This is a genomic window from Pedobacter sp. (assembly GCF_965227205.1).
Classification (GTDB): Bacteria; Bacteroidota; Bacteroidia; order Sphingobacteriales; family Sphingobacteriaceae; genus Pedobacter.
On the sequence record NZ_OZ245727.1, the window covers coordinates 2,163,321 to 2,184,832 of the forward strand.

General features: G+C 35.3%; 18 protein-coding genes. 9 read left to right on the top strand and 9 right to left on the bottom strand.

Translation table 11 applies throughout. From position 1 onward, the window contains the following. The first annotated feature begins 9 nt into the window (after nucleotides 1-9). Nucleotides 10-744, top strand: a complete 735-nt coding sequence (locus ACO05K_RS09155; RefSeq protein WP_421944139.1) for a LytR/AlgR family response regulator transcription factor — start codon at nucleotides 10-12, stop codon at nucleotides 742-744. Here ACO05K_RS09155 and ACO05K_RS09160 read toward each other — a convergent pair whose 3' ends face one another. Together ACO05K_RS09160 and ACO05K_RS09165 are read right to left on the bottom strand one after the other, a co-directional pair. Further along, nucleotides 745-3,021, bottom strand: coding sequence for a tetratricopeptide repeat-containing sensor histidine kinase (locus tag ACO05K_RS09160; RefSeq protein WP_421944140.1), 2,277 nt, complete (start codon nucleotides 3,019-3,021; stop codon nucleotides 745-747). It lies immediately after the preceding gene. Between the two features lie 238 nt (nucleotides 3,022-3,259). Beyond that, complete coding sequence (locus tag ACO05K_RS09165; RefSeq protein WP_421944141.1) at nucleotides 3,260-5,680, bottom strand: alpha-ketoacid dehydrogenase subunit alpha/beta; 2,421 nt, start codon at nucleotides 5,678-5,680, stop codon at nucleotides 3,260-3,262. A gap of 172 nt (nucleotides 5,681-5,852) precedes the next feature. Between ACO05K_RS09165 and ACO05K_RS09170 the strand changes: the two genes are divergently transcribed. The 5 genes from ACO05K_RS09170 (at nucleotide 5,853) to ACO05K_RS09190 (ending at nucleotide 9,379) form a co-directional block, all read left to right on the top strand. Further along, on the top strand, nucleotides 5,853-6,248 hold the full coding sequence (locus ACO05K_RS09170) for a DUF1573 domain-containing protein (RefSeq protein WP_421944142.1): 396 nt from the start codon (nucleotides 5,853-5,855) through the stop codon (nucleotides 6,246-6,248). Nucleotides 6,249-6,310: 62 nt separating this feature from the next. Beyond that, nucleotides 6,311-7,510: a pyridoxal phosphate-dependent aminotransferase gene (locus ACO05K_RS09175; RefSeq protein WP_421944143.1), complete on the top strand. Its 1,200-nt coding sequence runs from the start codon at nucleotides 6,311-6,313 to the stop codon at nucleotides 7,508-7,510. 376 nt (nucleotides 7,511-7,886) lie between these two features. Continuing rightward, on the top strand, nucleotides 7,887-8,096 hold the full coding sequence (locus ACO05K_RS09180) for a DUF6965 family protein (protein WP_421944144.1): 210 nt from the start codon (nucleotides 7,887-7,889) through the stop codon (nucleotides 8,094-8,096). 79 nt (nucleotides 8,097-8,175) lie between these two features. Continuing rightward, nucleotides 8,176-8,958: an HAD-IIA family hydrolase gene (locus tag ACO05K_RS09185; protein WP_421944145.1), complete on the top strand. Its 783-nt coding sequence runs from the start codon at nucleotides 8,176-8,178 to the stop codon at nucleotides 8,956-8,958. A gap of 73 nt (nucleotides 8,959-9,031) precedes the next feature. Then, nucleotides 9,032-9,379 (top strand): hypothetical protein, encoded by a 348-nt coding sequence (locus ACO05K_RS09190; RefSeq protein ID WP_421944146.1) that lies wholly within the window; start codon nucleotides 9,032-9,034, stop codon nucleotides 9,377-9,379. Here the strand turns inward: ACO05K_RS09190 and ACO05K_RS09195 are convergent. Continuing rightward, the gene (locus ACO05K_RS09195; RefSeq protein WP_421944147.1) at nucleotides 9,376-9,744 is read right to left on the bottom strand and encodes a response regulator; all 369 of its coding nucleotides are present in this window, start codon (nucleotides 9,742-9,744) and stop codon (nucleotides 9,376-9,378) included. The two genes, ACO05K_RS09190 and ACO05K_RS09195, sit on opposite strands and share 4 nt — an antisense overlap. Nucleotides 9,745-9,990: 246 nt before the next feature. Between ACO05K_RS09195 and ACO05K_RS09200 the strand changes: the two genes are divergently transcribed. The 3 genes from ACO05K_RS09200 (at nucleotide 9,991) to ACO05K_RS09210 (ending at nucleotide 13,435) form a co-directional block, all read left to right on the top strand. Further along, complete coding sequence (locus ACO05K_RS09200; RefSeq protein WP_421944148.1) at nucleotides 9,991-10,836, top strand: hypothetical protein; 846 nt, start codon at nucleotides 9,991-9,993, stop codon at nucleotides 10,834-10,836. 177 nt (nucleotides 10,837-11,013) lie between these two features. After that, nucleotides 11,014-12,591 carry a 7TM-DISM domain-containing protein gene (locus ACO05K_RS09205; protein ID WP_421944149.1) on the top strand — a complete coding sequence of 526 codons (1,578 nt, stop codon included), beginning with the start codon at nucleotides 11,014-11,016 and terminating at the stop codon, nucleotides 12,589-12,591. Nucleotides 12,592-13,126: 535 nt separating this feature from the next. Then, nucleotides 13,127-13,435, top strand: a complete 309-nt coding sequence (locus tag ACO05K_RS09210; protein WP_421944150.1) for a hypothetical protein — start codon at nucleotides 13,127-13,129, stop codon at nucleotides 13,433-13,435. 230 nt (nucleotides 13,436-13,665) lie between these two features. Here ACO05K_RS09210 and ACO05K_RS09215 read toward each other — a convergent pair whose 3' ends face one another. The 6 genes from ACO05K_RS09215 to ACO05K_RS09240 all read right to left on the bottom strand — a co-directional run bounded on the left by ACO05K_RS09215 (nucleotide 13,666) and on the right by ACO05K_RS09240 (nucleotide 21,474). Further along, entirely contained in the window at nucleotides 13,666-14,916 is a 1,251-nt protein-coding gene (locus tag ACO05K_RS09215) for a sulfate adenylyltransferase subunit 1 (protein WP_421944151.1), read from the bottom strand. 90 nt (nucleotides 14,917-15,006) lie between these two features. Then, nucleotides 15,007-15,912 carry a sulfate adenylyltransferase subunit CysD gene (gene cysD, locus ACO05K_RS09220; protein WP_421944152.1) on the bottom strand — a complete coding sequence of 302 codons (906 nt, stop codon included), beginning with the start codon at nucleotides 15,910-15,912 and terminating at the stop codon, nucleotides 15,007-15,009. Between the two features lie 406 nt (nucleotides 15,913-16,318). Continuing rightward, nucleotides 16,319-17,023, bottom strand: coding sequence for a phosphoadenylyl-sulfate reductase (locus tag ACO05K_RS09225; RefSeq protein ID WP_421944153.1), 705 nt, complete (start codon nucleotides 17,021-17,023; stop codon nucleotides 16,319-16,321). A gap of 2 nt (nucleotides 17,024-17,025) precedes the next feature. Further along, on the bottom strand, nucleotides 17,026-18,537 hold the full coding sequence (locus ACO05K_RS09230; protein WP_421944154.1) for a TSUP family transporter: 1,512 nt from the start codon (nucleotides 18,535-18,537) through the stop codon (nucleotides 17,026-17,028). Then, nucleotides 18,521-19,291: a uroporphyrinogen-III C-methyltransferase gene (cobA, locus tag ACO05K_RS09235; RefSeq protein ID WP_421944155.1), complete on the bottom strand. Its 771-nt coding sequence runs from the start codon at nucleotides 19,289-19,291 to the stop codon at nucleotides 18,521-18,523. The genes ACO05K_RS09230 and cobA overlap by 17 nt, the downstream gene beginning before the upstream one ends. A gap of 92 nt (nucleotides 19,292-19,383) precedes the next feature. Further along, entirely contained in the window at nucleotides 19,384-21,474 is a 2,091-nt protein-coding gene (locus tag ACO05K_RS09240; RefSeq protein WP_421944156.1) for a nitrite reductase, read from the bottom strand. Nucleotides 21,475-21,512: the final 38 nt, after the last annotated feature.

Here is a 21,512-nt window from a genome sequence, read left to right on the forward strand (position 1 = left end):
TCCCTATAAATGTACAACTGTTTAATTGTAGATGATAACGAAATCGAGCGTGATGCAATTACTATGCACATCAATAAAATTCCATCATTAAATATCGTTTCGATATGTAAAGATGGGATTGAAGCTATTGATGTAATTAACAATAAACAGATTGATATTATTTTTTCGGATATAGATATGCCGGAACTTTCTGGCACAGCGTTGCTAAAAACACTCAAAAACAAGCCTGTTTTTATATTCATTACTTCATACAATCAATACGCTGCAGAAAGTTTTGATTTAGATGCTATAGATTTTGTTGTAAAACCTGCAACATTCGAACGCTTACTAAAATCAGCAAATAAAGCCATCGAGTATATTGAACTCAGAAAATCTGCTCAAAAAATTCAAAGTGATATTAGAGAAGAAGATGATTACTTTTTCTTTAGAGAAACCAAGGGAATTACAAAACTTAAATACAATGATGTAATTTATATAGAAAGCATGGGCGATTTTTCGAAAATTTATACGTCTGGAGAAAAGCACATCATCCTAGTTGGACTTAAAAATCTTGAAAAACAATTACCTAATCAGTTTATGAGGGTTCATAAGCAATATATTATTAATGTTAATAGAATTTCTACGCTTACTGCACACGAATTACATTTAGAAAATAATTTTATTGTACCTATTAGTGCAACTGCCAAGCAAGAATTACTTGAGAATGTTATCGATAAGAAAACGCTATCAAGATTTAAAAAGTGATCAATCTCTCTTAAAAATTAAGTTAAATTTTGTTCCTTCATTTTTGGTAGAAAATAGCTCAATTTTTCCTTCCATCAAAGTCATGAAGGTTCTACATAACAGCAATCCGAGTCCGGTGCCCTTTTCTCTATTTGTTCCAGGAGTACTAAATCCTGCACCTTGAAAAGCTGATTTATTGAAATGCGCTACCTGTTCAGGTAACATTCCAATACCATTATCAGCAAGCGAAAGCACTAATTCGTTATTTACGACATGTGATGAGATTATTATTTTCCCATCGTTCTGAGTAAATTTTACAGCATTACTAATTAAGTTTCTAAGCACAAGCGAAAGCATATTTTCATCAGCTTTACAAATTGTATTAGACGGAATATTATTTTCAATAGTTATTCCTTTCAAATCAGCTGTATTTTTTGATTCGATTACAACATTATTAGTCAAAATGGAGATGTTTAGAGGTTCTAAATATGGATTAAATCCTTGCATTTGGCTTGCAGCCCAATTCAGCAGATTTTCCATCATCGAAGATGTGTAAGTAAGGCTATTTTTTAGCGATGATGCATATTTCGTTAGCTTATCCTGATCAATTTTCCCGGCTTCTAGTAATTGAATAAATGAGATTAAAGAATTTACAGGCGTTCTCATATCATGGCTAACTACACTAAAAATTCGATCTTTTACCCTACTCAGCTGCTCCAATTCTCGCTTTTGCTTATTTATTATTTTATTTAACCGAGTAGTTTTCCGCTGATTGAAATAAATTAAGCCTGCGGTAAATATTACTAATGTGATGGCGACTGTTAGGAATATTTTAATTTTTTCATCATACTCTATTTGCTGTTTTTGCTCAGAAATCTGTTTGTTTTTTTGATAGGAATCATAAGCAGATTGCAACTTAGAACGTTCAAAATTACTGCTTTGCAGGTTTTTCTGTTGTCCAACAAATTCCAGTTCTCTTTTTCTTAATAAAAGTTGCTGTTCTTGTTGCCTTGCCAAAAGAAACTGTTCTTTTAGCACTGCGTCAGAAACCTGCTGTTTAAGCTTATAATCGTTTTCTTTTACACCAAAGTCAAGAATTAATTGTCTTCTGGTTATTTCACGTTCTTTTTCTTCGTTAAATAATTTATCCTTTGCAATAATATATCTCTTGTAATAATCTAAAGATTCTTTCGGCTTATTCAAATCCTGATATAATTCGCTTAGGGTTAAAAGCACATCTCTTTGGGTATTGACGAAATTTTTCTCAACCGAAATATTTAATGCCAAGTTTAAAATTTCGAGCGCATTTTGATATTTTTTCTGGTTTTTATAGAAAACACCTAATATTTTTAAATTTTCGGCATAAAAACCCTTTTGTCCAGTTTGTTCATCAATTTTTATAGCTTCCAAGTAATGTGTTAGCGCTAAATCAGTTTTTCCTTGTTGTTCGTAAACTCTTCCAATATTTCTTTTAAATGATGAAATACCTAATTGATCATTTGAGTTTTCTGAAATTTTTAAGCCTTTATTAAAATAATCTAAAGCAATTGTAAGTTTACTTTCAGGCTCAATATTCATTGCAATCAAATCTGATGTTTTGGCAGCAAGATAACTTTCACCTAAACACTCGTAAGAAAACGCAATTCCAGTTCGATCATCATTAGCTGTAAATATTTTTAGTGCTCTTTTACCATAATCAGCAGCAGATTTTAGCTGACCTAAAGCTTGATAAACAGAAGCAATGTTAATATAACAACTTGCCAAATCATCCTGATTATTGGTTTTTTGATATAAAACAATTGCTTTTTGGTTTACCTCTAAAGATTTTGCATAATCCGGAATTGAGCTATACAAAGCACTTAAATTTAAATAAATACCGGCTTCCATGTATTCATCTTTCAAATGCTGATACTCATTTAAAGCTTTATAATAATATTTTTCGGCCTCTAAGTAATTTGCCAAACCATGATTAAACAGTGCTCTACGGTTGTAAATCACTGCAGAAAAACTCCTTAAATTTAAGTTTTGAGATAGTTGTAGACTTTTTTGATAGTATTCTTCAATTTTTGGAGAATTTTTAAGCAGCATGTATTCCCTCATTATCAAATAATGGGTCTTCATTTTATTCGAATCTGGCTTGGAATATTTTTGATTTACTTTAAATAAACTATCCAACTTACGTGGATTAGTTGTTTGAGCATGAAGTGTTCCAGAAAAAACTAAAAAAATCAGAATCAGATAAAATTTTCCGAACAATTTTACAGCAAGTAAATCACTAATCTCAGAGCACCTATCCATTATTGTTCCATTCCTAATTAACTCAAAATATTTGATTAATAAGAAACTATACAAACGTAGCTGAAAACTGAAAATCGTTTCCTAAATAGGAAAATGAATTGGGGGAATGATTTGGTTTCTTAATTATGGTGAAAGATAATTTTTTTTAATCAATAGATAAACTCAAAAGTTTGCTAAAACCTTCAAAACGCAATATTTTAGAGTATAAATACTGTTTCACAACCTGTGGTTGTTCGATTTAAAATAAGCTTATAAATTTATTGGGGTTAGAATCGTGCATCATTTCATAAACCACTTCTATAATATCATCAACAGAAGGTTTACTAAAATAATCGCCATCTGAACCAAATGGAGGACGATGTGCTTTTGCGGATAACGTTCTCGGTTGTCCATCAAGATGAAAATAACCTTTTTGTTGCTCTAAAATTTGCTGAAGAATATAAGCAGAAGCACCTCCAGGTACATCCTCATCAACAACTAGAAGTTTATTAGTTTTCTTTAAAGATGTTGCACAAACCATCGTTTTATCAAAAGGCAATAGTGTTTGAGGATCGACAATTTCAACGGAAATTCCTAAAGTTGCCAATTCTTCAGCCGCTTCTTGTACAATTCTTAAAGTAGAACCATAAGAAACAATTGTAATATCGGTTCCTTCTTCTAAAACCTCTGCTTTGCCTAATGGAACCGTAAATTCACCAACATTTTCAGGTAATTTTTCTTTTAAGCGATACCCATTTAAGCACTCGATAACTACAGCGGGTTCGTCTGCTCTAAATAGCGTATTATACATTCCTGCGGCTTGAGTCATATTTCTTGGAACGCAAAGATGCATTCCTCTTAACGATCCTAAAAGCATGGCAATTGGAGAACCCGAATGCCAGATTCCTTCAAGTCTATGCCCTCTTGTGCGTACAATTACAGGTGCTTTTTGAATACCTTTTGTACGATATGCTAGCGAAGCCAAATCATCGCTAAGCACATTCAGTGCAAAAATTAAATAATCTAAATATTGAATTTCGGCAATAGGTTTAAGGCCTCTTAAAGCCAAACCAATACCTTGCCCCATTATCGTCATTTCGCGAATGCCAGTATCAGTTATGCGTAACTCACCAAACTTTGCTTGTAAACCTGCAAAACCTTGATTAACATCGCCAATATTCCCTAAATCTTCTCCAAATGCTACAAGTCTTTGGTCGCGGGCAAAATTTGCATCAAAACATGCATTTAAAACCTCCCTACCATCAACCATTTTAGAAAATTCGTTGTAAACCGCATCAATAACTTCAATTTTATCTGGCGATTCATTACCATCTGTATGAAGCTTAGAATTGTATCGCTCGCGATTTAATTCCATTTGAATTTTATACCAGGCTAAAAGTTCATCACGTTCTGGTGATTTAACCTTAGCTGAAACACGAATTGCTTTACGGACAATTGTAAAAACTTCACGTCTCTGAGCATCAGCAATTGAAGCAAGTTGAGTAGCAAGTTTTGCCAATTCTGGTTGATGTTTTACCAAACCGCCAATTAAATCAATTACTTGCTTTTGTTCGGGCTTGATACTATCTAAGAACTCATTCCATGCTTCTTTTTGAGCATTTCTAACAAATGCTTTAGCTGTTTTCTCTAGTTCAGCAAGATCTTCATCAGAGATTATTGCTGATTCGAGCATCCATTCTCTCATTTTTAAGATGCAATCATGCTCGTTTTCCCAGGTTAATCTATCTTTCGATTTATAACGTTCATGCGAACCAGATGTACTATGACCTTGAGGTTGTGTAAGTTCCGTAACGTGAATTAATACCGGAACATGCTCATCTCTACAAACATTAATTGCTTTTTCGTAAACTTCGCAAAGGGCAGGATAATCCCAGCCTTTTACCTTATAAATTTCATATCCGGCAACATTTGCGTCTCTTTGAAAACCCTTTAAAACTTCAGAAATATCTTCTTTTGTTGTTTGATATTTTGCAGGTACAGAAATTCCATAAGCATCATCCCAAACCGAAATTGCCATGGGAATTTGTAATACTCCGGCAGCATTTATTGCTTCAAAAAACACACCTTCTGATGTTGAAGCATTGCCAATAGTACCAAAAGCAACCTCATTTCCGTTCACGGAAAAGTGCTTTAAATAATCTAATTCTCTATTATTCCTAAATAACTTAGAAGCGTACGCTAAACCAACTAAACGAGCCATTTGCCCTCCCGTTGGAGAAATATCTGAAGAACAATTTTTAATTTGAGTTAAATCATTCCAGCTTCCGTCTTCATTTATAGATTTGGTTGCAAAATGACAGTTCATTTGCCTGCCACCAGAAAAAGGATCTGCCCCTTCTGCCGGGTTTGCGTACAATTGGGCAAAAAATTCCTTGATTGTTGATATGCCTGTTGCAAATGCAAAAGTTTGATCGCGATAGTAACCAGAACGCCAATCGCCATTTTTAAAAGCTTTAGCCATTGCAATTTGCGGAACTTCTTTTCCATCGCCAAAAATGCCAAATTTCGCCTTCCCTGTTAACACTTCTCTCCTACCCAAAACACTCGCCTGACGGCTCTCGTAGGCAATTTTGTAGTCGTTTATAACGATAGATTTAAAATCGTTAAAACTTAATTCAGAAGCATCAATAGAGTTGGTAATCAATTTGTCATTCTGCATCGTAATCAAATATTGGTTGCCGCAAATATATACAAAATTAAAAGTTTGCCTTTATCCTCGATTGTAAAATTATATATGGATTAGTAAAATATACTTGGAATAGTTTTTGTTTTAGTTGTTTAAATATTAAATTTGTTTTATAAATTTTAACAAACATTTTCAACACATAAACATGAAAAAGATTTTTGTATTATTCGCTTTTGTAATGGGATTTGGTTTAGTAGCAAATGCTCAAACCGCAGCCAAAGCAGAATTTAAATTCGAAGCTGAAACCCATGATTTTGGTAAAATTACGGTGAACAAGCCAGTAACTTACGATTTCAAATACACAAACATTGGTGAAGAGCCATTAATTATTACTAAAGCTGAGGCTAGTTGCGGTTGTACTGTACCAAAATATACCACTGTTCCTTTGAAAAAAGGTGAAAGTGGAACAATTTCAGTTACATTTAGCGCAGCCGGAGCTCCACAACCATTTACTAAAACAGTAACGGTTACTTCGAACGCGAAAACGCCTATTAAAGTGCTTTATATTAAAGGAGAAACTGTTGCATCAGCAACAAAATAATTTTTTAATCTATAATATTTAAAAAGTCCCGATTTTAATCGGGACTTTTTTATTTTTGTGCCATGCCAAAAATTTCACAAAAAGGCTTGCAGATGCCTGCATCGCCAATCAGAAAGTTAACGCCATTTGCAGATAAAGCAAAGCAAGATGGTAAAAAGGTTTTTCACTTAAATATTGGTCAGCCAGATATTGAAACGCCCGAAGGAATGCTAAATGCAATTAAAAACATCGATTTTGATGTTTGGGCATATACACCATCTGAAGGTTCATTAGCTTATCGCCAAAAACTTACCGAATACTATAATAAACTTGGTTATAATATTAAACCAGAAAACATATTGGTTACCGTTGGTGGCTCTGAAGCCATTACAATTGCAATGCAAACCTGCGTTAACGAGGGTGATGAAATTATTATTCCAGAACCATTCTATGCAAACTACAATGGTTTTGCTTGTATGAGTAACGTGGTTGTTAAACCAATTTTATCATTTATCGAAAACGGTTTTGCTTTACCTCCAATAGCCGAATTTGAAAAGCTGATTACCGAGAAAACAAAAGCAATAATTATCTGCAACCCAAATAATCCAACAGGATATCTTTATTCAAGAGAAGAATTAGAAGCTTTAAAATCACTTTGTGTAAAATATGATTTGTTTTTATTCTCTGATGAAGCCTACCGCGAATTCTGCTACGATGGTCGTGAATTTATTTCGCCAATGCATTTAGATGGATTAGATGAAAATGTAGTAATTATGGATACGGTTTCTAAACGTTATAGTGCTTGTGGCGCTCGTTTAGGTTGTTTAATTACAAAAAATAAAGAAGTTATCTCTTCGGGATTGAAGTTTGCACAAGCAAGATTAAGCCCTGGAATGGTTGAGCAAATTGCTGGTGCTGCTGCTGTTGATACTCCGGATAGTTACTTTGAAAAAGTTAATACGGAATATACGCTTCGTAGAGATACGCTTGTTAAGCGCTTAAATAATATTGAAGGTGTTTTCTGCCCAAATCCGGGTGGTGCATTTTATGTTGTAGCAAAATTCCCTATTGATGATGCAGATAAATTCTGCCAATGGATGCTTGAGGAATTTAGTCACAATAACCAAACGGTTATGATGGCTCCGGCAACTGGTTTTTATTCTACACCAGGTTCTGGAAAGAACGAAGTTAGAATGGCTTATGTTTTAAACACTGAAGATTTAAATGCATCGATGGATTGTTTAGAGTTGGCTTTAAGACAATACCCAGGCAGAGTTATTTAAAAAAATCTAAAATAAATTTATCAAAGGCTTTAACATTTGTTGAAGCCTTTTTTGTTTATAAAACATTTTAAATGTTAAATTTTCGTACCCAATTAATCTTTTTCTGATGATACAAGTCAAATTGAGATATAAATTATCTCTTTCAACTTTTCTATCAAATGGGACTAATAAAACGAATTGTATATTTTATTAAATCTTCAAAAAATAAAGATACTGACAAGGAAGAATCTCAAGAAAAGGGGCTGATTTTATTTATTCTGATTTTAAGCGCAGTTCTTGTTTCTGCAATAGTTTTTAGACAGTACAATCCATAATTTTTCTATCAAAAACAGTCCAAAAAGCTTAACAAGCAATTTCATTTATTATCTTTGGGTATATGACGATATCAGAACTCGAAGACTACTTTAAAACTGCAGAAAAACCAAAAACTCCACTCCTGCTTAATCCTGCAACCATTATTAATAACTACGAGCATTTTTTAGAAAGTCATTTTGCTCCTTTACGAAAAGATCCTGATTCGAGAGTTAACCAACCTTTACTTTGGCGATTAAAGGCTATGAAATTGTTAATTGAATCGAATGCTTAATCTGTTACAGATATAGAACATAATATTCATCAACAGTTAACATTTAACAATTATTTTTACCACATTAAAATTTAAAAACATGAAACAAGGGTTATTGATTGATATGGATGGCGTAATTTATAGCGGCGAAGAACTAATCTTTGGTGCTGATAAATTTATTAAACATCTTATTGACGAGGATATTCCCTTCGCTTTTATGACGAATAACAGCCAAAGAACCAGCTTAGAAGTAGTGCGCAAGCTTAAAGGACTTGGAATTAAAGTTGAAGAAAGCCATGTATACACAAGTGCAATGGCAACTGCTAAATTTCTGGCAGACCAAAGTCCAAATGGAACGGCTTATGTTTTAGGTGAGGGTGGTTTGTTAAGCAGCTTACACGATCATGGTATCACATTAGTAAATACCGACCCTGAATTTGTTGTGCTTGGAGAAGGCAGAAATTTCACTTTAGAAATGGTTCAAAGAGCTGTTGATATGATTTTAGCCGGTGCGAAGTTTATTACTACTAACCGCGATCCATCTCCCAAAAAACCAGGTTGGAATAATTTAGGTATTGCAGCAACAACTGCTATGATAGAAGAAGCAACAGGTAGAAAAGCATTTGTAACTGGAAAACCAAGCCCTGTAATGATGCGTTCTGCAAGAAAATTTCTTGGATTAGAAACCAGTGAAACCACTGTAATTGGCGATACAATGGAAACCGACATACAAGGTGGTGTACAAATGGGTTATAAAACTATACTAGTTCTTTCTGGTATTTCTAGCAAAGATACACTTGGCCATTACGCGTTTAAGCCAGATATGGTAGCAAGTTCGGTAGATGAAATCCAATTTCCGTTGAATTGGTGGAACGCCAAATAAAATGTTAATCATCTATTCAAAATGTTGACAAATAAATTCCAGTCGTTAATGACTTGTTTTTATTTTTGCAGCAATGTCTTCTAAATACAAAACACTATTTTTATTTGAAAACCAGGAACTGGTAATTACAGAAATAAAACGACTTGATTTACCCGAAACCGCTAGTCTTAATGAGGTTTTTCATTGGTTATTTTTCGAAAAAGAATCAAAATCATTAATCAAATTATGGTTTCGTTCTATGGATTCATCAAACGAAATAGAAGAGCGTTTTTTTGAACAAGGTTATTTAAAATTTAACGCTACTGAAGCTACTTACATAGAAAAATATAATTCTTCGCAGCACAAGCTAAAAAATTGTGGTAAGGATGCAGTAATTAACGAGGTAAGAAATTCAATAGAGGAATATTTAAAGCAGATTTAATCTACGTCATCAGTTAAATGTGATTTTACAATCTGCATAAGGCTTTCAACATCAAATGGCTTTATTACAAAATCATCAGCAGCACAGGGAATCTCTAAAAATTTTGAAGGTTTTAATGCCGATAAAAGAACTACTGGGATTTTGGCATTTTTAGGGTTGTTTTTAATCGCATTACAAAGAATTCTTCCGTCAGCGCAATTAAGTTGAATATCCATTAAAATCAAATTTGGCTGGAAACTTTGGATGGTTGCCTGAAGCATATCACAATTGTGAATACTCTCTACTTCAAATTTCTCGTTTTCGAAAATTGAGGTTAGTAAATCGGCGTTAGTTACGTCATCATCAACTATCAGTATTCTTGACATAAAAGAAGATTCGGTACTTAAATCTAAGTATTATAAGTTATAATTCGAAATAGAACAAATAAGTCTTTATACCTGAAAAACAAATAGTTAATAAAACACACGTTATTTAATCACTTTTTAATAGAAATTTTGCTTCTACATTTTCATCACATTTTTAAAATAATTCAATCGTAATTTTAAGTTCCACATACATTAAATACCTGGTACTGGCATAATTTTTATAATTTTATCAACGATATGCCTAATATGCAATTGACTCCACTTTCTGAAAAAGATATTACGCTTTTCGAGCGATTAATTACTGATAGAAAAAACTCCATAAGCTTCTTATTTGCCGAACTGATTGAACTTTACAACAAGCAAGAGCTAAATAACATTGCCTTGAAACAATTTGAAAGTCAAGCAGAAATAATTCGTATTAAAAAAGATTACGAATTAAAAAAAGCGCACTGGGATGGAGAACTTTTAGAACTGAAAAAACAATACAGACAACTGGATAATAGAATTATTGCAGCTGAGCAGAAAATGGCCAGAGGTATTCCTGATGATTTGTTAATTATGGAAAAGCTGATTGCAGAGCAAGAAGCGATAGTTTCCGACCAGGAAAAGCTAAACCAGGCCGAATCTGAGCTTATAAATCATGTTAGGGAAATTGATATTGAGTACGGAAAGCAACAAGAGAAAATTAACCAGCGTAGTACAATTTCCAAACCTTTAGCAAATGGCGAAGATTTAAGTGCACAGGTAAAAATTAAAACAGCTGAAAAGAAAATTGTATATACTACAAAAATCGTTTCGATATTGAGCATTTTACTTATACCTATATTATTGGATTTTTTAACACCAGGCTTATCTTCGAGCGCTAAAGTATCTCACTCTTTGTTATCAAGCCATTACGTTTTCATTATTTCCATAATTTTAACAGAAGTTTTTTTGGGCGAAAAAATCCGTCAATTTATTTCCATTTTTTTCGCATCACGTTATCTTCAAAAAGATTTCGCTCAATTAAAAACAGCATTTAATGATACAAACAGCAAAATCGTTAGGCTAGAAAATCTTCATAAAATAAAGTTTGAAGATGTTTTAAAGTAAAGTACTCTCACACTCCAAAACAGTTACCTCTACCGTTATATTTTATAAAGCCTAAATCGGTGGCTTTAAAAATATGCAGATTGTTGTTTTTATTATTTGGATTTCAAAAAGATAAATTCTACATTCCCATTACGTAATTGAGTCATCCCCCGCTTAGTTTACAACGGTTACTTTTTTATGAGGGCCATTTTTATTATCATCGCCTGCCTTCTACCAGGCTTACTTACCAAAGCACAATCGATAATCCGTGTTGAGCAGAGTCCGTTTTGTAATCTTGGCAAGCAAGTATCTTTCTGGGAAGACAAAACAGGAAATACTGACTTTCAACAAGTTGAAAAAAAAACTAACGAATTTAAACAAGGTAAATCAGGAATTTTTAATGGCCGCTCGAATGGTGCAATTTGGTGGATGAAAGTTCGCTTCGTTAACAACGAGAAAACCCAGCCTTATCTTTTTATAGAATACTCTAATATCGATAATATAGATTTATACTATCGCGATAGTATAAATCATATTCAATATATACAATCTGGCATGTTCGGATTAAAAAAAACACTTCCACAAACTGGTACTGGTTTTTCATTTCTTTTATCAGGTGTAAAAGGAAAAGTTAAAGAAGTTTATGTGCGTATGCATGCAACAAATACTCTACTAGTTCCTGTTAAAGTTATTTCGGAGCACACATTAAATACTGCCTTATTAAAAGCTTACAGCATGCAATTAATTTACGCAGGCATAGGTTTAATGCTTCTTATTTTTCATGTATTTATGTACATCATGACAAAAAGCAGGCTTTTTGCACTCTACATGGGCAGAATTGTTCTTCTTTATTATTTCGGCATGGTGTTTTACTTACAGGGATATGGCTTACTCTTGGGGCAAAGCATTGCACAATTCATTTTAACTTATGCCCATTTTTTTATCTCTGCCGGTTATATCTGTAGCATTATTTTTAATAATCGTTTCTTAAAACTTAGGCGAAATATGCCTATCGTATTAAAAATTTTTCAACTGCTTATTATTTTATGGTCTGCACAGTTAATACTTTCACTTTTCGGGAGGTTGCAGTTAACTAATGAAATTACCCAATCGCTTTCGTTTATAACATCAACACTTATGCTTTACAGCAGCATTAATGTTGTTTTTGTTAAAAGAATTGGAAAGCCAAGAACTTATATAAATTTCTATGTAATAGGTTGGATTCCCGTTGCACTTGTATCAGTTTATCTGATGCTTTGCCTTCAAGATGTAATTCCTTTTAAAAGTTATTCTTATAATTTTCTTACCCTGGCGGGGATGCTAGAAGGAATTCTTATAAGCTTAGGGCTTTTTGGGCAGAGGTTAAAGTTATTGGCAAGGCATAATGCACACTTCAGAAAACAAGATATGGTATTGAGGATGCAAATGGAAAACTATAAAAGTGAATTAAAAAAGAAAGACGATGCACCCAAGCAACATTTAACAGAATTGGGTACTATGGCAAAAAATGCTGATTCTGCTTTTTTAAGTGTATTTATCGAAAAAGAAAATGGTTTTATAGAAAGTTTACAAGCCCTTGCGCCTACTCTACTGGCAACCGAACTTGAACTTTGTGCTTTTATGCGGTTAAATATGGATACAAAAGAAATTGCAAGAGTTTGTAAGCAAACAGTTAGGGCCGTTGAGAGTAAAAAATATCGACTTAGGAAGAAACTTAACCTAAGCGGTGAAGTAAATTTACAGATTTGGATGTTGCAACTTGCCGAATCGTCCTAAAAATTATACAACACATAACTACCACTATCTAAACTTAGGGTTTAAAACGTTTTCACAACGCTAAAATATAATAATCTAACTTACAGCAACTTGCATCACATGAGTAGAATCGAGTATATCCAAAAGATATATGCCGCACCGTGTTTGCATAGGTATAACCGAAGCAGAATGAGTTAACATTCTAACCAAACAAAGTTTCACTTATAAATTTCTTTGGTATTGCTTTTTTATTAGCCATGTCGTCGGAAACGGTCTATAGGGGATGATTTGTATACGCCCGGCGGCATGGCTTCTTATTAAACGATTGGACTTAACTAAAAATATATTTAGAAGTTTAATTTAATGCTTAAGTTATTTTTCCAACTGAAAATCAACACATTAAAATTACCGAGTAATGATGAGTAGGCTTGATTTAATTTCAATTAAAATAAAACCTATTTCTTTGTTAAACCATAAAATAAATTAAACTTCGCCTGATGGTGGCGCCATTAACAGAGGGATCATTTCTGGCGCCTATTCGGGCATTTTTTTAACTATGAAAAATAATAACCTGTCTTTCTCAAAAATTATAAAGTGTTTACAACAGTTTTATAACGGCCGTGAAATAGAAGATATTTGTAATGAAACGGGAATAGAACACGAACTTTTTAATGGCTATATCCGAGAATGTGGTGAAATAGCAAATGAGCTATTAAGTTTAAAAGATGAGAATGAAAAGCTTAGAAGAATGTTTACCAATTTAAGCTTAGTTAACCAAAGTTTGAGAGATTCTTTAGATATGCTTACCCGTAAAGATGTTTCGTTAATTGAATTATTATTGAAAAAGGAGTTTCAGAAACATTAACATTTTACGAAGTAACTTGGTTAATTAAACCCGGTTGAAGTGGAAATCCTTTTTGTTGTTCCTTCGACAGGCTCAGGATGACAAAACAAAAAGATTGTAACGAAAAACGGGACTATCGTAACCGATGCCCCGCTGAAATTGCTTTCCTCTAATTAAAAATCAGAGTTGCTCATATAATATTTGGTTATGGTTCTGTTGGATTAAAAATTCTCCATCACTCATCTCCCGTTTTATTCTACAGCCGCCCTGAACATTAAAGCACCAACCGTTAAATTTGTACGGGTATCAACCAAAATTGCTGAGCCATTTGCTCTATTGTCATCATATAAATCGAAAGCCAAAGCATCTGCTGTTTTAACGATTACCCTGCCGATATCATTCAATTTGAATTCATCTGCCGCATGTTTTTCCAATGTATTGATATCAACTTTGTGCAAAATTTCGCTGATTTTACATTTGGTTACTTTGCTATTATGCTGAATAGAATACATAATCGAGGTATCTAAAGCACGTCCGTCCATCCAACATAAATCGGCCTCAATCAGCTTCGATTCTTGTGGCAAAGCCGATGCATTTACTATGGTATCGCCGCGGCTAATGTCTACATCATCTTTCAAATGTATGGTAACCGACTGCCCTGCGTGTGCAGCAATAGGCGCTTGGTCGAAAAATTCAATTTTCTCGATAGTTGAGCTGGCTCCTGATGGTAAAATGGCAACTTTATCGTTGAGGTTGAAAGTACCGCTTAAAACACGACCGGCATAACCACGATAATCATGCAATTCTTCAGTTTGAGGACGAATAACCCACTGAACAGGCATACGGGCCAATTGAGATTTATCCAGATTATCGGTATCAACTTTTTCTAAGAAATGTAATAAACTTTCGCCACCGTACCAGTCCATATGCTCTGAATTTTGAACGATGTTATCGCCTTTTAATGCGCTAACCGGAATGTAATTTACATCTGCAAGTTTTAGTTGTTGCGCCAGAACTTTGTATTTTTCAATGATTGAATTGTAAACTTCTTCGCTATAATCAACCATATCCATTTTGTTGATACAAACAACAACATGCTTAATACCCAACAAAGAAACCAGATACGAATGTCGAATGGTTTGCTCTACAACACCATTTCTGGCATCGATTAAAATGATGGCTAAATTCGCTGTTGAAGCACCTGTAACCATGTTTCTGGTGTACTGAATGTGTCCTGGTGTATCTGCAATAATGAATTTACGCTTATCGGTTTGGAAATACTTGTAAGCTACATCAATGGTAATTCCCTGCTCACGCTCTGCCCTTAAACCATCGGTTAAAATGGCCAAATCTATTGTTCCATCGTCGTTTTTACGGTTAGAGCTTTGTAGGGCCTCTAACTGGTCGGCTAAAATGGAATCTGTATCGTATAACAAACGGCCGATTAAGGTACTTTTACCATCATCTACACTGCCTGCTGTGAAAAATTTTAATATGTTCATGTTTTTGGTTGTTTAGATGGTGGTTGTTTGGTTTTTTGGAAGACTTACTCAATCTAACCAACTAAAAAACGAAACAACTAACCAACTACATTAAAAATATCCGCCCTTTTTCCTATCCTCCATTGCGGCTTCAGAAACTTTATCGTCTAAACGTGCGCCACGCTCTGAGATTTTTGATTCGCTGATTTCTGCAATAATATCATCAATTAAAGTAGCTTCCGATTCTACCGCAGCAGTGCAAGACATATCGCCAACTGTACGGAAACGTACTTGTTTGCGGAAAATAAAATCCTCTTCATCCATATTTAAAAATGGCGATGCAGCCATTAACTGACCGTTTCTGGTAATTACTTCACGCTCGTGTGAGAAATAAATACTTGGTAATTCTATTTTTTCTCTGCGGATGTAATTCCAAACGTCGAGTTCGGTCCAGTTGCTAATTGGGAAAACACGAACGTTTTCGCCTTTATGGATTTTACCGTTGTAAATGTTCCAAAGCTCCGGGCGTTGGCGTTTCGGGTCCCATTGTCCGAACTCATCGCGAACGGAAAAAATGCGTTCTTTTGCTCTTGCTTTTTCTTCGTCTCTACGGGCACCACCGATACAAGCATCAAACTGGTGTTTAGCAATAGTATCTAATAAAGTAACGGTTTGTAAAGCGTTTCTACTGGCGTTTTTACCCGTTTGTTCTATCACTTTGCCTTGGTCGATAGATTCTTGAACAGAACCAACGATTAACCGTTCTCCGATTCTTTCAATCATTTTATCACGGTAAGTGATAGTTTCTTCAAAATTGTGGCCAGTATCAATATGAACCAATGGAAAAGGGAATTTACCCGGACGAAAAGCTTTCTCTGCCAAACGAACCAAAGTTATGGAGTCTTTTCCGCCAGAAAATAGCAAGGCAGGTTTCTCAAATTGCCCCGCCACTTCACGTAAAATGTGAATGGCCTCGGCCTCCAGTTCATCTAGGTAATCAAAATTATATGTACTCATTTAAAAAAATGTTGTAATGTTTGATTGTTGAATGTTGGAATGTTCCTCGTTCAACTTATTTGTTGTTATTGTTAATATTATTGCCCTTTCAATTAGGCTTATAAACCTCCCCCTATTAATGTTTGGGCTTTGGCTTGTTTTGTACTTTCCCCCTCCTTGAAGAGGGGAATTAAAGTTTTTTCCGCTACCTAGGTTCAAAACACTACCCTATCATTTCCCTCTCTTCAAGGAGAGGGATGCAGTTAACTGCGTGCTAAGATTTCCTTTCACAGGGAGAGGTTTTTAGTTTCCTCCCCCTGCCCCCTCCAAAGGGGGAAACCCCTCATAGTTTGCCGTCTAAGTTGCAAACTTTAGGCCTTCAACTTTTCGCTTTCAGCTTTGAACTTTCCGCTTTCAGCCTTATCCTTTAAGCTTTCTCCATCGCGTGCAACCCACATTCTTTTTTGCTTTGGTCTTCCCACCACCATCTTCCTGCTCTAAAATCTTCGCCTGGTTGTACTGCTCTTGTACAGGGTGCACAGCCTATACTCGGAAAACCTTTATCGTGTAAGGTATTGTAAACGATGTTATTTTCTTTGATATAGGTTTTCACATCATCTAAAGTCCAATCGAATATCGGGTGGAATTTCACTAACTGATTCCCTTCATCCCACTCCAAATCATGCATGTCCTCACGGTTTGGGCTCTGCTCAGCCCTGATTCCCGTTACCCAAATCTCGTTACCCGTTAAAGCTCTTTTTAAAGGTTCAATTTTACGGATGTAACAACATTCTTTTCTATTTTCTACCGATTCGTAAAAGCTATTTGGCCCTTTTGTATTGACCATATCCTGCAACAGTTCGTTTTTAGGATAATAAGCATGAATCGGTTTATTATAAACTTCTAACGTACGGTTCCAAACGTAATAGGTTTCCGGAAAAAGTCGTCCTGTTTCCAGTGTAAACACTTTTATAGGAATATTATTTTCGAAAATTAAATGCGTAATGGCCTGGTCTTCCCAACCAAAACTGGTTGAAAAAATGATTTTATCTGCATATTGATTTGCCAGATATTTTAATTTATCTATCGTATTTAATCCCTGAAGTTCAGTTTTTAACTCCTCTAATCTCATCACTAAATCAATTTTAAAATAAATAGAATTACACTGCGCAAGCTTACAATCATTACAATAATCCCTACAGCAACCATAATGGTTTTTGCCGAAATTTTGTTTGAAACCCTTGCTGCAATTGGCGAAGCTATTGCGCTACCGATAATTAAACCGACAACCGCTTCCCAGTATTTGCCGCCTAACATCGTGAAAAAAGTTAAGGAACTCAAAGTAGCAATGAAAAATCTGCTGATTTTTACGGTTCCCAACGAAAATAATGGATGGCGACCGCCTGCAATTAAGCTTGAAAGTACAATTGAACCCCAGCCACCACCAAATGCCGCATCGATAAAACCACCAACAAAACCCAAAAACCCGATTTTCTTAATTTTTTTATCGCCCTTTTTTCTTTTGATGTTAAAGGCTTTCATCAAAATTATCCCACCTAAAATTAAGGTGTAAACGCCAACTACTGGCTTAACATAAGCGCTATAATGTTCTAATGATGATAAAATATATGCGCCCAAAACCGCTCCAACAATGGCTGGAATGATTAAGATTTTAAATAATTTCCAGTTAACATTACCCATTCTGTAGTGCATCCAGCCGGCAATTCCATTACTTAAAACCTCAGAAATATGGATGGCCATACTTGCTGATGCAGGTGGCAAACCCATTGCCAATGAAAATGAAGCGGTTGTTACACCATACGACATTCCGATTGCTCCATCGACCAGCGCAAATATAAATCCGGCGCCTAAAAACCAATAAAATAATGGGTCGATGTTGATTAAAAAGGTTTGAAATTCTGGTTCTGTATTCCAAAGGGTAAAACCGATTGAACCAATTAATAAAATCGCCGCAGCCCAAATCAGCCACTTAATATTGCGTTCAGCAAAACTTTTCCGAGGATTGATTAAACTCTGCGTAACCTTATTTAGCTTCTTAACCTTTGCTGAGAAATCGCCGTTTAAAGTTTGACGCAGCGCACTCATATTTTGCAATGTTTCATCCAGTTCGGCAGGAATGCCCTCGCTTAAAATCTGTTTTAATCGCTTTGCAATGGTTGGGGATTTACCGTTAGTGGAAATGGCAATTTTTAAATCGCCTTTTTGAACAATTGAACCCAAATAAAAGTCACATAAATCAGGTTTATCCGCCACATTGATGAGCAGACCTTTTTCATGGGTAACTTTTCTAATCTCTTCGTTTAAAATATTATTGTTTGTTGCTGCAAAAACGATGTCGATATTTTCTAAATCAGAAATATCGAAACTTTTCTGCTTCACTTTTATCTGAGGATAATTTGCAATAAGCGTATAAACTTCTTCTGAAATAGTTTCGGCAACGATGGTAATTTTGGCCTGATGGCTGTTGTTAACAATGGCTGTTAACTTTTCAAGCCCAATATTTCCTGCACCAATTAATAATGTACGCAGCTTATTCAGCTTGATAAAAACTGGAAAAAGCTGATTTCCTTTCTCTTCTTCGGAGAAAGTTGTTTCACTATTAGATTGATTAGGCAATACTTGCATACTGTTTTACTAAGTTTTTAAACGATGGATGTAAAGAGACAACTTCACCAAAAATTAATAATGCGGGCGCTTTAACATTTTCTTGCTGAACCAGATTTTCGATGGTTTCTACAACGCCAATCACCAATTTTTCATCAGCTGATGAACCATTTTGAACCACTGCTACCGGCAAATGATGTTTATTTTCAGCTTTAAAAATTTCGACAATTTTGGAAAGCTTTTTCAATCCCATTAAAACTAAAACCGTAGCATTTGATTGAGCTGCCTGGTAAATATCATTTGAAACTTCTCTTGATGTTGTAGTACCCGTAATTACCCAAAAACTTTCGCTTAATCCGCGATGCGTTACGGGAATTTGTTGTAACCCCGGAACACCAATTGAACTCGAAATACCAGGAATAACATCAACCGGAATGCTATAGGATGCCGCATAGTCCAACTCTTCATATCCCCTGCCAAAAACAAATGGGTCGCCGCCTTTTAAACGCACCACATGACCATAGTTTAAGGCATAATCAATCATTAATTTATTGATGGTTTCCTGCGGATAAGAGTGTTCGCCAGAACGTTTGCCAACGTAAACCTTTCTTGCTTCGGCCGGTGCGTGTTCTAACAATGCCTCATTTGTTAAAGCGTCATATAAAACCACATCTGCAGCCTGCAAAGCTTTAACACCTTTTAAAGTTAACAAATCCGGGTCGCCAGGACCAGCACCTAAAAGCGTAATTTTTGATTCTTTATTTTGATTAACCATTTTTTTTCTAATTATTGAATTTTGAATGATTGATTGAGAGAATGTTTTTCTAACGACATACATATTCACTCATTCTCACATTCACTAATTCCTTACTTCACCCCTACTGCTCTTTTTTCCTTAATCTGACTTAAAAAAGCCTCCGCTTCGCTAAAATATTTTGCTGCAAATTCGGCTGTTGGCTCGTTTTTATTGATTTGTAAAACCAAATCGGAAAAATTTGTCGGCAAATTAAATTCGCCACTTTCCACATAGTGATTATCGAACTCTCTGATTACCCCAACCTGCGTACTGCTGTTCACACCTTTATCTAAAAGCAATGATTTTGCAGCACTCACAAAGGTTGCGTAAGTGTGATAAATGGCATCAGCATAAGCGCCTTTATCTAAATTTTGCTTTGCCCAACCGAATTTTTCATCTGCTTCTAGCAACAAAGTCGCTACTAAATCAATCACGACACCCGCACATTCGCCAACACCAATTGCCGTAACAAATTGCTCTACATGGCCCCAGTCTACAAATTCTTCTTGCTGAAGATTGGTTAAATCGGCCAAGGGTTTTAAAAGTTGATAAAAATGGTCTTTCCCTTTTCGGTCATAATATTGATGGAAGTTTTCGTTCTCGTCGTTATTTGCCTTAAAATCATTTAAAATGAAATGCAAAACGCTGGTTGCTCTTTTCGATGGCACTTTAATTACACGCTCCGCAACGCGACCAACGCCATTGCCAACTGTTCCGCCGCCAAGCATTACTTGCACAGCTGGAACAACTTTTCCCTCTGCTTTTACCGAACTGCCGTGAAAACCAATCTCCGCCAAACCATGCTGACCGCAAGAATTCATACAGCCACTGATTTTGATTTTAATATTTTTCTCGTAGATAAATTCGGGAAAATCGGTGTAAATCACATCTTCCAAAACTTCGGCTAAAGTCATCGAATTAGAAATACCCAAATTACAAGTATCCGTCCCTGGGCAAGTGGTAATATCTGCCAGACTATCGAAACCAGCCGTTGTGTAACCGATTTTATTTAAAGCTGCATATAATGATGGCAAGGCTTCTTTACGCACAAATTTTAAAAGCAATCCCTGATTTTGAGTTACCCTGATTTCATCGGCCACGTAAGGTTTAATCGCATCAACAAAAGCTCTTGCTTTATCTGTTTTGATATCGCCAACCTGAACTTTTACATAAACAGAATAAAATCCTTCTTGCTTTTGCTCCACAACATTCGTTGCTGACCAATGTTTATAATGCGTTTCGTTCAAGATTTCAACTGCTGCATACTCCTGCTCAGCAGGCAAAGCAGGTTGAGGAACTGTATCTCTATCTATTGTATAAGTTTTTACCTTGTTGGCAATTCGCTCTTCGGCAACCAAATGCAAAACTTCTTCTAAGCCCAATTTCTGAACCAGATATTTTAAGCGAGCCTTATTTCTATTGCTGCGTTCGCCATAACGGTCGAAAACACGAAGAACTGATTCAGTGAAAGGAATCAATTGGTCTTCAGGTAGAAAATCGTGAATGGCACTTGCTAAAAATGGTTGCGCACCTAACCCGCCTGCAAATAAAACTTTAAAACCACGTTCGCCTGCTTCGTTAATTTTTGGAATAAAACCTAAATCGTGAATGTAACTGAAAGCGGTGTCCTTATCGCTAGATGAGAAAGAAATTTTAATCTTCCTACCCATTTCCTGGCAAATCGGGTTGCGCAAAAAGTATTTGAAAACTGCATGAGCATAAGGCGAAACATCAAATGGTTCATCTTTATCAATTCCAGAATTTGGCGATGCCGTTACGTTACGAACCGTATTTCCGCAAGCTTCACGAAGTGTAATATCATCTTGCTCCAGCTTTGCCCAAAGTTCAGGTGTTCTATCTAAACTTACATAATGCAACTGAATATCTTGACGGGTTGTTAAGTGCAAATTGCCACTTCCGTATTCATCAGCAATATCGGCGATGCGCAATAATTGCTTAAAAGTTACCTTACCGAAAGGCAACTTAATACGAATCATTTGTACGCCCGGTTGCCTTTGCCCGTAAACCCCACGGGCTAAACGTAAGCTTCTAAATTTCTCATCGTGAATGGTTCCATCTCGAAAAGCTTTAATCTTATTCTCTAAATCAATGATGTCCTGCTCGACAATATTGTTTTCGAGTTCTGTTCTGAAACTTTGCATAGTGTGTTGTTAGCTTTATTCAAAAAATGCCTCTCTAT

Excerpts from the sequence above, each read along its gene's own strand:
- ACO05K_RS09155 (WP_421944139.1), top strand. The coding sequence starts at position 10 with ATGTACAACTGTTTAATTGTAGATGATAACGAAATCGAGCGTGATGCA.
- ACO05K_RS09160 (WP_421944140.1), bottom strand. The coding sequence starts at position 3,021 with ATGGATAGGTGCTCTGAGATTAGTGATTTACTTGCTGTAAAATTGTTC.
- ACO05K_RS09165 (WP_421944141.1), bottom strand. The coding sequence starts at position 5,680 with ATGCAGAATGACAAATTGATTACCAACTCTATTGATGCTTCTGAATTA.
- ACO05K_RS09170 (WP_421944142.1), top strand. The coding sequence starts at position 5,853 with ATGAAAAAGATTTTTGTATTATTCGCTTTTGTAATGGGATTTGGTTTA.
- ACO05K_RS09175 (WP_421944143.1), top strand. The coding sequence starts at position 6,311 with ATGCCAAAAATTTCACAAAAAGGCTTGCAGATGCCTGCATCGCCAATC.
- ACO05K_RS09180 (WP_421944144.1), top strand. The coding sequence starts at position 7,887 with ATGACGATATCAGAACTCGAAGACTACTTTAAAACTGCAGAAAAACCA.
- ACO05K_RS09185 (WP_421944145.1), top strand. The coding sequence starts at position 8,176 with ATGAAACAAGGGTTATTGATTGATATGGATGGCGTAATTTATAGCGGC.
- ACO05K_RS09190 (WP_421944146.1), top strand. The coding sequence starts at position 9,032 with ATGTCTTCTAAATACAAAACACTATTTTTATTTGAAAACCAGGAACTG.
- ACO05K_RS09195 (WP_421944147.1), bottom strand. The coding sequence starts at position 9,744 with ATGTCAAGAATACTGATAGTTGATGATGACGTAACTAACGCCGATTTA.
- ACO05K_RS09200 (WP_421944148.1), top strand. The coding sequence starts at position 9,991 with ATGCAATTGACTCCACTTTCTGAAAAAGATATTACGCTTTTCGAGCGA.
- ACO05K_RS09205 (WP_421944149.1), top strand. The coding sequence starts at position 11,014 with ATGAGGGCCATTTTTATTATCATCGCCTGCCTTCTACCAGGCTTACTT.
- ACO05K_RS09210 (WP_421944150.1), top strand. The coding sequence starts at position 13,127 with ATGAAAAATAATAACCTGTCTTTCTCAAAAATTATAAAGTGTTTACAA.
- ACO05K_RS09215 (WP_421944151.1), bottom strand. The coding sequence starts at position 14,916 with ATGAACATATTAAAATTTTTCACAGCAGGCAGTGTAGATGATGGTAAA.
- cysD (WP_421944152.1), bottom strand. The coding sequence starts at position 15,912 with ATGAGTACATATAATTTTGATTACCTAGATGAACTGGAGGCCGAGGCC.
- ACO05K_RS09225 (WP_421944153.1), bottom strand. The coding sequence starts at position 17,023 with ATGAGATTAGAGGAGTTAAAAACTGAACTTCAGGGATTAAATACGATA.
- ACO05K_RS09230 (WP_421944154.1), bottom strand. The coding sequence starts at position 18,537 with ATGCAAGTATTGCCTAATCAATCTAATAGTGAAACAACTTTCTCCGAA.
- cobA (WP_421944155.1), bottom strand. The coding sequence starts at position 19,291 with ATGGTTAATCAAAATAAAGAATCAAAAATTACGCTTTTAGGTGCTGGT.
- ACO05K_RS09240 (WP_421944156.1), bottom strand. The coding sequence starts at position 21,474 with ATGCAAAGTTTCAGAACAGAACTCGAAAACAATATTGTCGAGCAGGAC.